The organism is Synechococcales cyanobacterium CNB, from assembly GCA_030263455.1.
Taxonomy (GTDB): Bacteria; Planctomycetota; Phycisphaerae; order Phycisphaerales; family UBA1924; genus CAADGN01.
This window is the reverse complement of the sequence record SZOZ01000003.1, coordinates 1-11,909: the sequence shown is the minus strand read 5'-3', so window position 1 is coordinate 11,909 and position 11,909 is coordinate 1. Positions and strand designations below refer to the sequence as shown.

Annotated in this window: 11 protein-coding genes; 2 read left to right on the top strand and 9 right to left on the bottom strand. The window is 69.6% G+C overall.

Going from position 1 to position 11,909, the window contains the following annotated elements:
- Positions 1-48 precede the first annotated feature (48 nt).
- From FBT69_04450 to FBT69_04410, 9 genes are all read right to left on the bottom strand, one after another.
- Positions 49-1,032, bottom strand: coding sequence for a hypothetical protein (locus FBT69_04450; GenBank protein MDL1904050.1), 984 nt, complete (start codon positions 1,030-1,032; stop codon positions 49-51).
- Positions 1,029-2,561, bottom strand: a complete 1,533-nt coding sequence (locus FBT69_04445) for a hypothetical protein (GenBank protein MDL1904049.1) — start codon at positions 2,559-2,561, stop codon at positions 1,029-1,031. The genes FBT69_04450 and FBT69_04445 overlap by 4 nt, the downstream gene beginning before the upstream one ends.
- Positions 2,558-3,874, bottom strand: coding sequence for a helix-hairpin-helix domain-containing protein (locus FBT69_04440; GenBank protein ID MDL1904048.1), 1,317 nt, complete (start codon positions 3,872-3,874; stop codon positions 2,558-2,560). Before FBT69_04440 ends, FBT69_04445 begins: the two co-directional genes overlap by 4 nt.
- A 275-nt stretch (positions 3,875-4,149) precedes the next feature.
- Positions 4,150-4,917: a hypothetical protein gene (locus tag FBT69_04435; GenBank protein ID MDL1904047.1), complete on the bottom strand. Its 768-nt coding sequence runs from the start codon at positions 4,915-4,917 to the stop codon at positions 4,150-4,152.
- On the bottom strand, positions 4,914-5,543 hold the full coding sequence (locus FBT69_04430; protein MDL1904046.1) for a hypothetical protein: 630 nt from the start codon (positions 5,541-5,543) through the stop codon (positions 4,914-4,916). Before FBT69_04430 ends, FBT69_04435 begins: the two co-directional genes overlap by 4 nt.
- The gene (locus FBT69_04425; protein ID MDL1904045.1) at positions 5,540-6,250 is read right to left on the bottom strand and encodes a hypothetical protein; all 711 of its coding nucleotides are present in this window, start codon (positions 6,248-6,250) and stop codon (positions 5,540-5,542) included. The genes FBT69_04430 and FBT69_04425 overlap by 4 nt, the downstream gene beginning before the upstream one ends.
- A gap of 42 nt (positions 6,251-6,292) precedes the next feature.
- The gene (gspG, locus tag FBT69_04420) at positions 6,293-6,787 is read right to left on the bottom strand and encodes a type II secretion system protein GspG (protein MDL1904044.1); all 495 of its coding nucleotides are present in this window, start codon (positions 6,785-6,787) and stop codon (positions 6,293-6,295) included.
- 374 nt (positions 6,788-7,161) lie between these two features.
- Positions 7,162-8,352, bottom strand: coding sequence for a type II secretion system F family protein (locus FBT69_04415; protein ID MDL1904043.1), 1,191 nt, complete (start codon positions 8,350-8,352; stop codon positions 7,162-7,164).
- 24 nt (positions 8,353-8,376) lie between these two features.
- The gene (locus FBT69_04410) at positions 8,377-8,883 is read right to left on the bottom strand and encodes a glutathione peroxidase (GenBank protein MDL1904042.1); all 507 of its coding nucleotides are present in this window, start codon (positions 8,881-8,883) and stop codon (positions 8,377-8,379) included.
- 168 nt (positions 8,884-9,051) lie between these two features.
- On the opposite strand from FBT69_04410, the gene FBT69_04405 reads away from it, so the two are divergent.
- Together FBT69_04405 and FBT69_04400 are read left to right on the top strand one after the other, a co-directional pair.
- Positions 9,052-9,891, top strand: coding sequence for a hypothetical protein (locus tag FBT69_04405; GenBank protein MDL1904041.1), 840 nt, complete (start codon positions 9,052-9,054; stop codon positions 9,889-9,891).
- 136 nt (positions 9,892-10,027) lie between these two features.
- Complete coding sequence (locus FBT69_04400; protein MDL1904040.1) at positions 10,028-11,713, top strand: type II/IV secretion system protein; 1,686 nt, start codon at positions 10,028-10,030, stop codon at positions 11,711-11,713.
- Positions 11,714-11,909 lie beyond the last annotated feature (196 nt).

Sequence of the window (11,909 nt, the reverse complement as noted above, 5' to 3'; positions counted from 1 at the left end):
CGGCCGCCTCGGCTAGTAGCCACTATACCGATACCACCGACAGCCGCCTCACGGCACCGGCTGCCTTTGCGCAAGTGTCTCATTCAACAGAACTTGGAACGCCCGCTCCCCGATCCTGAAAACCGCCTTCTCACCCCCCGCCTCCACCAGCACCGCGTCCAGCACCCCCTCCCCAGGTCGCAGCGACCGCCACTCACCGCTCTTAATGTTGACCAGCCACGCCTCAACCTCGCCGCCCGCCGACACCACCGCGTTCAGACGCCACAGGTCATACGGAGGGGGTGGCGGAGGCGGCGGCGGACGATCCGCCTCCCTCTGCTCAGGCCTCGGCTGTCGCGGCGCCGGCTCCGGCTTCGGCGGCGCAAACGCATTCCGCGACGCCACCGACGCAGCAAAACGCTCCGCTTCCTCCGCGGGCTCCACGATCACCGGCGGCGTCGTCTCCGAGTCCTTCGCCACGTCCGGCAGCACCAACGCCTGCACCGACAACCGCAACTCAAACTGCTGCCGATCCTCCGACTCAGGACGCAGCGAAAGCGACGTCACCCGAGCCACCCACGGCTGCGCCTGCGCCAACGCGATCGCCCGCGTCGCCTGCTCCAGCGTCCCCTTCCCGCGCAACTCGCCCGCGACCGTGTAGAAGTCCGCGACTCTCAACTGCTCCCGCGTGAAGTCACGCACTCGCTCCCGCGCCGCAGGGTTCCCCTCCGGCGTCGGCCGATTCTGCGTCACCACCACGTCGCGCAGCCCCGCCGACGCCGCGATCGCGCTCAAACCCGTGCGGAAACGGTGCTCCACGACCTCCGCCGAAGCTCCGAGCGTCCTCGCCGCATACTCCGCAAGACGCTCACGCACGCGGAACTCATCCTCCATCTGCTCCTCGAGCCACCGCGACGATCTCTCGAACGATTCCAGCCTCGCCAGCCGCTCCGCCGCCGGCTTCGCGTAGAACCGCCCGTACGCGGCGTAACCGATCCAGCCCGCGACACCCACGCCGATCACCCCCGCGATGAGACGCCCCCGTGACCTCATCCGCCACCCCCGACGTCCGGAGCCCCGTTCGCGGGCCGATCTGGCCGCTTCTGCCCCGTCACCAGCGTGAAATCGAACCGGTTCGGCACGTCCGGACCCGTCGTGTCCACCCGGTACACCCGGTCCGCCACCAACCGCCCGCGCAGCTCGTCCGCCGCCGTTCGCTGCTGAGACTGCCCCCGCACCCGGAACCGCGACTCCTGCTGCTGCGACCATTTCCCAGTCGTGTACTGCCGCTCCCGCGACGCGAACGCCACGCTCGCCTCCAGCGACCCGTCGATCTGGTCCACCAGCGCGCTCCCGTCCGCCGGCGCCTGGTCACCGATCCACTCCAGGTGCGCCAGCCAGTCCACGCCAAGCCCCGACCAACGCTCCAGGTGCTCCAGCCGCGCCTTCTGCCGAACGTGCTGCGAGTACCGCTCAACCAGTTTCTCGTTCCGCGCCTTCTCCGCCGCGATCCGCCCGTCCAGCGCGGCAAGCCGGTTCAAACCCCACACGTACGCCCCCCCCCCGACCACGATCGCCCCGAACACGCCCAGCAACGCGGCCTGCCGAACCCGCGCCGCCCGATCCGGCGCTCGCCTCGGGTTCGCGAAGTCCAGCCACTCACGCGACGCCAACTGCCCCACGAACAGCCCGATCAGCGGCACCAGCGGCAGCACCGCCTCCGCTCGTCGCAACTCCTCCGGCAGATCCACCATCCCCGGCAGCCCCACCCGCGACCACGGCAGCTCCAGCTCGCGCCCGCACGCCGCACCCACCGCCTCCACCCGCGCCCCGGACCCCAGCACCGCCACGCACTCGACCTCCGCCGAATCACGCGTCCCCCGGTAACTCATCCACGTCCGCTTCGCCTCCACGGCGAGCCGCTGCGCGAAAGCAGGGTCGTCCCCCGCCGGCACGTCCACCCCGCGCGACGACACCAGCCGACCTTCCTCGATCACCACCAGTTCAACCGCGTCCCCCGCGATCGCAACCCCGATCAACGCCCCGTCCTGCCGGTGCGACAGCTCCGCCAGCAGCGCGGCCGCCCCCTCGCCCCGAAGATGAATCCCCTTCACACGCAGGCCCGCCGCCTTCGCCACCGACCGGCACCACGTCACCTGGTCGCCCGGCAATGCACCCGCAAGCACCGTCGTCTCCGTCCCCTCCGGCAGGTCGATCGGCAGGAAATCAATCACCGCCCCCTGCATCGGCATCGTCAACTGCCGAGACATCTGCAGCGCGACCATCCCCGCCAGGTCCGCCTCTTCCCCGTCCTCGGGCCTCGGCAGCGTCAACCGCTTCAGCACCACGTTCGCCCGAGGCACCGCGAACACCGCCGCCCGCGCCGTGATCCCCGCGTCCCGCAGCGTCTGCCGAAGCCAACCACCCACCGCCGACGCGTCCGACGAGTCAACCTCCTCGGGCAGGCGCGCGTTCACCCACGCCTTGACACCGACACGCCCGCCCGAGACCTCGCCCCACACCGCCACCACGCCGTCGCGGTCCAGCGAGAGCACCACCGATGATCTGCGCCGCGTGTTCATCGGCTTCGCGCCCTCCGTGGCGTCCACCGGCCGATGCGGGGATCACCGCCGGCCGAAGGTGCGGCATCAACTCCCGACACGCCCGGCTCTCCACCGGACGGCAACTCCGCGCCGCGCCCGCCATCGTACCCGAACCCATCAACTCCCGCGGCGCCAATCGGTTCGGTGGATGCCCCCACACTCGACGCCGAACTCGGCGAAAGCCGCGTCGGCTCGTTCGTCGCCCACCTCTCCCACTCCAGCGGCGGCAGACCCGACGCTGCGGTAGGGTCGACCGCGCCCTCCTCGGCCACTCCCTCACCAGGCAACCACGCCTCCTCCTCCACCTCCGCAACACGCCCTGCATACAGCCGTCTCGCCAGCGGCAACAGCGTCACGTCCCGCAGATACGCAACCCGCGGCCGCTGCGACGACACATCGATCACCGCCTCCAGCACCATCCGCTGTGACAGCGCCGGCGCCTCACCGACACCGACCACCGATTCCGCCGGCGCGACCCCTGCCTCCAGCCGCACACGCCATTGCATCGCCCGCGTCGTCAGCCAGGGCACCGCCTCCTGGAACTGCTCCTCCGACACGATCCCCTCCGCGGCAGGCCAAGCCACGCTCTTGCGCAGCGTCTCGTCCAGACGCTCCCGCGCCGCCACGATCGCCTCCGCCGCGGCCGCATCGACCCCCGGCACGCACGCCAGCGCCTCGGCCGGCGCGGTGCCCAGGTCAACGCGGCCGAGCAGATAGTCGTCGTCGCTCGTACACAGCGCGTCCAGCGCCTCCACCCAGTCCGCGGGTGGAACCTGGAAGAACCGCATCACCCGCACGAAGTCCGCCTCCGTCTTGAACTCCGTCCCGTTCTTCATGATCTGTTCGACGCCCTGCGCAACGCCCTCGCCGAAACGGTCAACCAGCGCGCTGCGCAGGCTGTCCGACCATGCCTGGTTCAGGTTCACACGCTTGCGCCCCCGGTGCCGCTGCGGATCGTCACCCGCCCCGCTCTGCACGTTCGGGTCAAACGAGTACACCGTCACCACATCCGCGAGCGGCAGCGACGCCCCCTCAACCGCCGGCGATTCCGCCACCCCGCCAACCTCCTCGCCATACACCATCTCCGGCGTGAACCCTTCGATCGAAAGCAACTCGTCCACGCTCGTCAGCGGCCGCTCCGCCCTCGCCTCAACGATCCGCTTCGCAAGCGAGTCGCCCACGCCCGGCAGCAGCGCGAGCATCGCCTCCGTTGCCGTGTTCAGGTCCAGTTTCCCGCTCTCGCTCACGATCGGCACGCCCCCGGGCCCGCCCAGGTCGATCAGCCGGACCATCCACCGACGCCCCGCCTCATCCGTGAACAACTCCCACTCCTCCGTGATCCGCGGCAAACGCCCGTCCAGCAACGCCTCCCGCTGCGACGCCAACTCCGCCATCACCACCTGCACGCCCGACCACGCCAGCGCACGCGACTGCGCTCGCGTGACCGTCACTTCCGCCTCCGCGATCGAGGCGTCCGCGCTCACCAGCACCGTCGCCGCCGCCAACGCGCCCAGCGTGATGACCACGAGCACCGCGAACACCACCGTCCCCCGGCGGGCAGGCGTCCTCATCGCGATGCCCTCCACGCCGCGGACGGCCCGTCCGGCACGATGATCACACGCACCCTGTCCGGCTCACGCTCCGGCAGCTCAGGCGCAACCGCCTCCTCCTCCCACACCGCCGGCTCCTCGAACGGCGCCGGCATCGCGAACGGATCATCTTCCACCCCCCCCTCAGGCTCGGTCCCCTCCGTCGGCGCGGCAGGCCCCCCCTCCACCGCCGGCCGAGGCGGAGGATCGCCCGGCCGACGGAACCACAACGCCACCTCCACCGCCACCGGCAGGTCGCCCGCCGCCTTGCTGTCGAACGAATCCCGCCACGAACGCCCATCAAAGTACCGCAGCCGCAGCGCGGACACGCCCTCCGCAACGACCTCGTCCGACTCCTCGCCCGGATCGTCACCCGACCACCGACGCAGGCTCACGCGGCCCGTACCCTCGTCGAACCGAACCGCCAGTCCCTGCTCGTCCCCGAGCGCCCCCGCCGCCGTCCCGCCGTTCAGCGTCGGCCGAACCCCGCGCGAGACGACCCGCACCGACGCGCGATCCCCCGTGATCCCAGCCCCCCCCTTTCCGTCCGCCGCCACCGCCGTCAGGAAGTCCGCCTCTAGCCGTTCCAGCAGCAGCGTCCCGGCCCGCACCTCGCCGCTCAGCGCGAGCAGCGTGTCGCGCCGCGACAGCGAGTCCCAGAAGAACGACATCACCGCCCCCGACAGGGCGAGCAGCAGCACGATCGCCACCAGCGTCTCCATCAGCGTGAACGCCCGCCGCCTCATCGACGCCCCCCCCCGCCCGGCCGCCGCGCCGGCGCATCGAACCTCCCAGGCCTGTCCAGCGGGCTTTCACGCTCGAACGGGTCCGGACGGTTGAATCGCTCCTGCTGTTCCCGCTCACGCTCGCCCCGGCGGATCGCGTCCATCAACTCGTCCTCCGCCCCCACCTCGTCCTCCGCCATCGCGCCCAGCCGAACCAACTGGTGCAGCGTGTACGACGCCAGCGTCGCCCCGCCCGGCGACACCTTCAGCGACGTCACCCGCACGTGCGTCAACTCCGGGAACCCCGAAGGCGAGGTCTCCACCACCAACTCCCACCCCGTCCCCGAGGGGGGGGCATCCGCGAACGCCCCCGTCTCCTCCGCACGCTCGCTCTCGTGCCACGCCGGCACAGGCCCGTTCAGACTCGCAGGCGATGCCACCCCAGCCTCGATCTCAGCCATCGCCGTCCGCGCCAGGTCCACCGCCAACGCGGCGTCACGCACTCGCTCCAACGCAGTCGTACCCTGCGTCAGCGCAGCCAATATCGCCATCGCCGCCATCGCGAACATCGCCAGCGACAGGATCACCTCCAGCAGCAACGCGCCGCGGCTCCGACCGTCAACCCGCCTCGCGCGGCACGCGATCACGGCCTGACCCCCCGCGGAACCTCGAACGCAGTCGACCGTGCGCCGCCGGTCGGAGCGACGGCACGCACCCCCCGAAGCGTTGCCTTCCCCGTCGCCGCGCTGATCCGAACCTCGACAGACCGACCCTCCGGCCCGATCAGCCAGAACGGCGCGGTCTCCAGCGCGCCTCCGTCCGGCAGGAACACCGCGATCGTCAGCGGCACGTCCGCTTCCGCCTCAAACCCGCCATCCATCCGCGAAAGACCGACCCCGGCACCCGCGCTCGCCACACCCAACCCGATCGCCTCCGTCGGCACCGGACGCTCCGCGCTCACACGCACACCCGAAGGCAGCACGAAGACGGGAATCTCACCCTGCGAAACCGCGCTCCCCCACACGGAACCGGCAGACTCGCCCGGCGACACGAACCACCCCTCGCCCGTCCCGCTCGCGTCCACGACGCCTTCGACCGGTTCCTCATCCCCGATCGGACGCCCCAGCAGCCGAAGCCCGTCCCGCGCTGGCTGTGCGATCAGCGCGATCGGCCTCCCCTCACGCAGCGCCTCCGCGCGGCACAGCGCGATCGCCCCCTCCAACTGCCGCGTCGATTCATCGAACAGCGCGGCCCCCATCCGACGCGCCAGCGCGGGCGCGGCCAGCGACGCCGCCGCGATCAACAACGCAATCGCAACCAGAACCTCGAACAGCGTGAACGCTCCGCGTCGCACCTGTCGGTCCCTCCTCGCACGGCACGCCGCGCGATCGGAGGATCAGCCACGACCCGGCGGCATGAACGGACCGCCGAGATCGCCTTCCTCATCCTTCGGCCACGACGTGATGTCGTCCTCGCCGCCCTGATCATCCTGCCCGTTCGGGCCGAACGACCACAGATCGAACTGGCTCTCGTCGCGGTCGCTGATCTGACGGTACCCCCACTCGTTCCCCCACCGATCCGCCGGTCGAGGCTCCTCCAGGTACCCTCGCCACTTGCTCACGTCCGCCTCGGGGTCCAGCGCGTTCTTGTCCCACAGCACCTTCACTCCCTCGTCGTCCGTCGGGTAGCGCCCGAAATCCAGACGGAACAGACGCATCGCATCCTTGATCCGGTTGATGTCCACCTGCGTCATCGACTCCTTCGCCTGCTCCTGCCGGCTCAGCACGGCCAGGCCGACGAGTGCGCTCAGCGCCAGGATGATCGCGATCACGATCATCACTTCTACGAGCGTGAAGCCCCGGGCGAGGCTCCGGCGGAACTTGCGGTTCATGGTCGGGCGTCCTTTCTGCTCTGCTCCGGAGACGACCGATGCCGCGGGCGTCCTTGCCACCCCTCAGCCGCCACCGGGGACTTCGTCCTCGGTTCTTCTACCCGCCGTCCCGGCCCACGGATCAGCCACCCGGGACGAACGGAACATTAGTCCATACTAGCATGAGCAGCCCCCCCACCGCAAGCGAGAATCGGCAGTGGATCACAAAGTGTGGATTCGAATCAAGCAAAAACCCCTGTTCTGCCTCCCCTTCTCTCTTTCGATCCGTGCCCCCTTTGATCCCTTCTCCCCTGATCCTCCTTGGCGCCGATGACGACGAGGAGGACTGTCCTCCTCCCTGATCCCTTGATCCCGCGTCCCTTGATCCCTTCCTCCTACCGAATGTCGCTCAACTGCGTCAGCGGCAGGATCAGGCCCACGGCCACGATCAGCACCACGATCGCAATGACCACCAGCAACAGCGGCTCAATCAGCCGCACCACCGTGCTCAGCAGGCGGTCGATCCGCTTCTCGATCGTCTCCGCCACCGTGATCAGCACCTCGGCAACGTTCCCGGCCTCCTCACCCACCGCGATCATCTCGATCACGTCGTCCGCGAACAGGCCGCTCGCCCGAAGGGGGGGGGCGAGCGCCTCGCCCGCGCGAACCCCCTCGATCGCCCGCTCCACCGCCTCTTCGAGCAGCAGGTTCCCGGCCGCCTCCCGCGCCGTGGACATCGCCGAAAGCATCGGAACCCCGTTCGCCAGCATCGTGCCGAGCATCCGGCAGAAGCGGGCCGTCGCCAGCGCCCGAACCAGCGGCCCGATGATCGGCCCGTGCGTCCTGACGCGCGCGATCGCCCGCCTCACGTCCGGACGGCGCGCCGCCCACATCCCGCAGACAACGAGCCCTGACACGACCGCGAGTGTCACCAGCCCGTACCGCCCCACCGCGTCGCTCGCCGTGAACACGACCTGTGTGACGAGCGGGACATTCGGCAGGCGGTTGAAGATCGGCCGGAACATCGGCACGAACACCCCGAAGATGAACCCAAGCACCGCCACACCGAACACCACCAGCGCGCACGGGTACACCAGGCTGCCGATGACCTTGCTCCGCAACTCCGCCTGCGCGAGCAGGAACTGCCCGAGCCTCGCCACGGCCGCGTCGAGAAACCCGCCCTTCTCCCCCGCACGCACCATCGCCACCTGCACCTGCTTGAACACGTCCGGACGCCGCGACATCGCCTCCCCGAGGTCCTCACCCTCGGACACGGCGTCCGCCATCTCGCGGAAAACCCTTGAAAGCACGGGCTGGCTCTTGCGCGAGCCGAGCAGCCTCAACGCCCGAAGCATCGGCACCCCAGCATGCAGCATGTCCGCCAACTGCTGGTACGCGTTCGCCAGCGCACGCACAGACACGCCACGCCGCAACCGAAAGCCACGCGCCACCTTCTCGCGGATGCTCACCGGCACCAGCCGGCGCGCCTCCAGTTCGCTCAGGACGGCCTGCTCGCTGGCGCCCGCGATCTCGCCCGACACCCGCTGCCCCGCGCTGCTCAGGGCCGTGTATTCAAAGGTCGGCATCGCGCGGTCCCCGCGGCGCGTGGGTCAGGAGCCGGACGGCGCGCCCGTCGAACCGGACGCGGACGGCGCGGGCTGCCCGAGCAACTCGACGATCCTGTCGATCACCTCGGGGTCATCCGGCCTCGTACGCGGCTCGAACCTCGCCACCACCCGGCCCGAACGGTCAACAAGAAACTTCGTGAAGTTCCACTTGACCTCGCCACCGATCGGCTCGGGCTGCCCCGTCAGTCGCTTGTACAGACCGTGCTGGTCGTCCCCCTTGACGCTGATCTTGGCAAAGACCGGGAACGTCACCCCGTAACGCGAGGTGCAGAACGCCTTGATCTCGCTGTTCGTGCCAGGCTCCTGCTCGCCGAAGTTGTTGGCCGGGAAGGCCAGCACCACAAGCCCCTCCTTCTTGAACTTCTCGTAGACGCCCTGCAACTGCTCGTACTGCGGCGTCAGCCCGCACCTGCTGGCGACGTTCACCATCAGGACGACCTTGCCCGCGTGCTCGGAGAGTTTCCGCTCCTTGCCGTCGATGTCCGCCATGGTGAACCCGAGGACGTACGCGGGGTCCTTGGCCGCGAGCGATTCCGGCTGCGCCGCGGGCTTCGGGGCGGTCTCCACCTGTGCCATGGCGCTGCTCCCCGAGAACGCGGCCGCCGCGAGGCAGACCGCCCAGACCGGCCGAACGTGCGGGTTGGTGATCATGCGGGGATGGTAGCACAAGGCCGGAGTCTGCCGCTAGAGTCGCTCGTGGTCGAACTCTGCCGCACGGTTCGGTTCTCCGTGAATCCCGAGGGCGACGACCCGCCGGGCGTGAACCGCTACGCCGGATCGCCGCCGATGCGCGGGCTGGGACGGCACTACGAACTGGACGTCGCCTGTGTCGGCGAACCCGACGGCGAGAGCGGGTACCTGCTGAACGTCAAGGACTTCGACGCGGCGGTGCGGCGCGCGGCGGTGCCGATCATCGCGCGGGCCTGCCGCGAGAGACCGGAGACCGACCCCGGCGCACTGCTGCCCTCGATCGTGGGCGCGGTGCGCGGGGCGTTGCCCGTGCCGCTCGCGCGGGTACGGTGGCGGCTCAGCCCCTACCATTGCCTCGAGATGCACGCCGACGAGACGAGCACGGTGCTGGTGCGCCAGCGGTTTGAACTTGCGGCATCGCACCGGCTGCATGTCGCATCGTGGAGCGACGAGCGGAACCGGGCGTGTTTCGGCAAGTGCAACAGCCCGCACGGGCACGGGCACAACTACATCGTGGAGCCGTGCGTGGCGATGCCCGTGCCGGATGGCGGGAGAACGATTCTGGACCTGGCGGGCCTGGAACGGGTGGTGGTCGAGACGATCGTGGACCGTTTCGACCACAAGCACCTGAACCTGGACACGGCCGAGTTCGGCGAGCGGAGCGGGATGATTCCCTCGGTGGAGAACATCGCCCTGGTGTTTCACGGCTTGTTGGAGGGGGCGTTGCGGGAGGCCTCGCCGGGGGCAAGGCTCCGGTCGGTGACCGTCTGGGAGAGCGACCGGACGAGCGCGACGTATCCGGGGTAACGAGCGATCAAATCCCGTGCAAACCGTGCCGAGCGTGGTTTTTTCGGGCGTGCTGGGGCCATTCGCCGAATCGGGTGGTCGCTGTTACGAGATATGCCGCTTCCTGCGGGGGAGCGACCTGTAGAATCGAGACCACATGGGCATCGGGACCGTCCTTCTTGAACGCGGGCTGATCAGCCGGGCTCAGCTGGAGCAGGCGCTGGCGGAGCACCGCGACACCGGCGAACGACTGGACCGGGTGCTGGTCCGGCTCGGGCTGGTGACCAGAGAGCAGGTGCTGCAGGCGATCGGGGACCAGTTCCACCTGCCGGTGGTGGACCTGGCCTCGGTGGTGGTCGAGCCGAAGGTGCTCGAGTGCCTGCCGGCGAAGCTGGTGTATCGGCAGTCGTGCGTGCCGATCGCTCGGGAGAACGGGACGCTGACGGTGGCGACCAGCGACCCGTTCGAGCTTGCAGTGCTGGATGAGCTGCGGCTGCTGACCGGCTGCCAGATCGATCTCGTGCTTGCGGACGAGGACGACCTGCGGAAGTTCATCCGCGCGAACTACGGTGTCGGCGGGGACACGCTGGACGAGATGTCGGCGGGGCTTGCCGGGAAGGCAGCGGAGGCGGCTCCCGGGACGGCGGAGGAACTGGAGCAGGCGCAGGAAGCGTCGGTCATCAAGCTGGTGAACGACATCCTGGTGGAGGCCGTGACGGAGCGGGCGACTGACGTGCATGTCGAGCCGTACGAGGGCAAGTTGCTGGTCCGGTACCGGATCGACGGCGTGCTTCAGCGTGCGAACGTGCCGGCGACGATCCATCGTTTCGGTCCTGCGATCATCAGCCGCCTGAAGATCATGGCGAACCTGAACATCGCGGAGAAGCGTACCCCGCAGGACGGGCGTATCACGTTCCGCCATCGTGCCGAGGGCGGCCCGGTCCAGGAATACGACCTTCGCGTGAGCGTGATCCCGATGCTGTTCGGCGAGGGCGTGGTGCTGCGCGTGCTGAACAAGTCCGCTGTGCTGATGAGCCTGGACGACCTCGGGATGCCGAGAGCGGTGCTGGAGCCGTGGGACCGTCTGATCGCGCGTCCGCACGGGATTCTGCTGGTCACGGGACCGACCGGATCGGGCAAGTCGACGACGCTGTATGCCTCGCTGAACCGGATCGTGAGCGACGAGATCAAGGTGATCACGGTCGAGGATCCGGTCGAGTATCACGTCGGGGGTGTGAACCAGATCCAGGTTCATTCGAAGATCGGGATGACGTTCGCGGCCGGGCTGCGGGCGGTGCTGCGTCACGACCCGGACGTGGTGATGATCGGCGAGATCCGAGATCGTGAGACGGCGGAGGTCGCGGTGCAGGCCTCGCTGACGGGGCATCTGGTCTTCTCGACCCTGCACACGAACGACGCCGCGGGAGCAACGACCCGGTTGCTGGACATGGGGGTTGAGCCGTTCCTTGTGTCGTCGTCGGTCGAGGGCGTGATGGCCCAGCGCCTGGTGCGTCGCGTGTGCGAGGAGTGCCGGGTCGAATACAAGCCGGATCTGGGCGACCTGCCGGAGGACTTCGGGTTGGGCAGGGGTGAGGTGCTCGTCCGGGGCGAGGGGTGCAGGGCGTGCCGGGGGACGGGGTACCGCGGGCGCGTCGGCGTGTACGAGCTGCTGCGGATGAACCCGGCGATCCGGGAGATGGTGATGCAGCGTGTCAACGCGCCGCAGATCGCCGCGCGGGCGATCGAGGACGGGGATCTGTTCACGCTCAAGCAGGACGGGTACGACAAGGCCCGCGCGGGCGTGACGACGATCGCCGAGGTGATGCGCGCGCTCGCTGTGTGAGCCGGGTTGCGTTCGAGCCTCGGGAGCCGGCGCGGGATCGCTCGCCGTCGGCGACCGCTGCCCGCTCGGCGCGGCCCGGGTCACGGGGTTGAACCTCAGGAGTTGCGCGGCGGCGCGGCGCGAGGTTTCGCGGCGTCGCTGGACGATGGCCGGGGGGTCGAGCCGCCGGCCGGGTTCCTCGACGGCGAGGCACTCG

What these genes read in the sequence shown, in the direction of transcription:
- FBT69_04410 (MDL1904042.1), bottom strand. Translation starts at nt 8,883, where the DNA reads ATGGCGGACATCGACGGCAAGGAGCGGAAACTCTCCGAGCACGCGGGC.
- FBT69_04400 (MDL1904040.1), top strand. Translation starts at nt 10,028, where the DNA reads ATGGGCATCGGGACCGTCCTTCTTGAACGCGGGCTGATCAGCCGGGCT.
- FBT69_04435 (MDL1904047.1), bottom strand. Translation starts at nt 4,917, where the DNA reads ATGAGGCGGCGGGCGTTCACGCTGATGGAGACGCTGGTGGCGATCGTG.
- FBT69_04405 (MDL1904041.1), top strand. Translation starts at nt 9,052, where the DNA reads ATGGTAGCACAAGGCCGGAGTCTGCCGCTAGAGTCGCTCGTGGTCGAA.
- FBT69_04445 (MDL1904049.1), bottom strand. Translation starts at nt 2,561, where the DNA reads ATGAACACGCGGCGCAGATCATCGGTGGTGCTCTCGCTGGACCGCGAC.
- FBT69_04415 (MDL1904043.1), bottom strand. Translation starts at nt 8,352, where the DNA reads ATGCCGACCTTTGAATACACGGCCCTGAGCAGCGCGGGGCAGCGGGTG.
- gspG (MDL1904044.1), bottom strand. Translation starts at nt 6,787, where the DNA reads ATGAACCGCAAGTTCCGCCGGAGCCTCGCCCGGGGCTTCACGCTCGTA.
- FBT69_04440 (MDL1904048.1), bottom strand. Translation starts at nt 3,874, where the DNA reads ATGGTCCGGCTGATCGACCTGGGCGGGCCCGGGGGCGTGCCGATCGTG.
- FBT69_04450 (MDL1904050.1), bottom strand. Translation starts at nt 1,032, where the DNA reads ATGAGGTCACGGGGGCGTCTCATCGCGGGGGTGATCGGCGTGGGTGTC.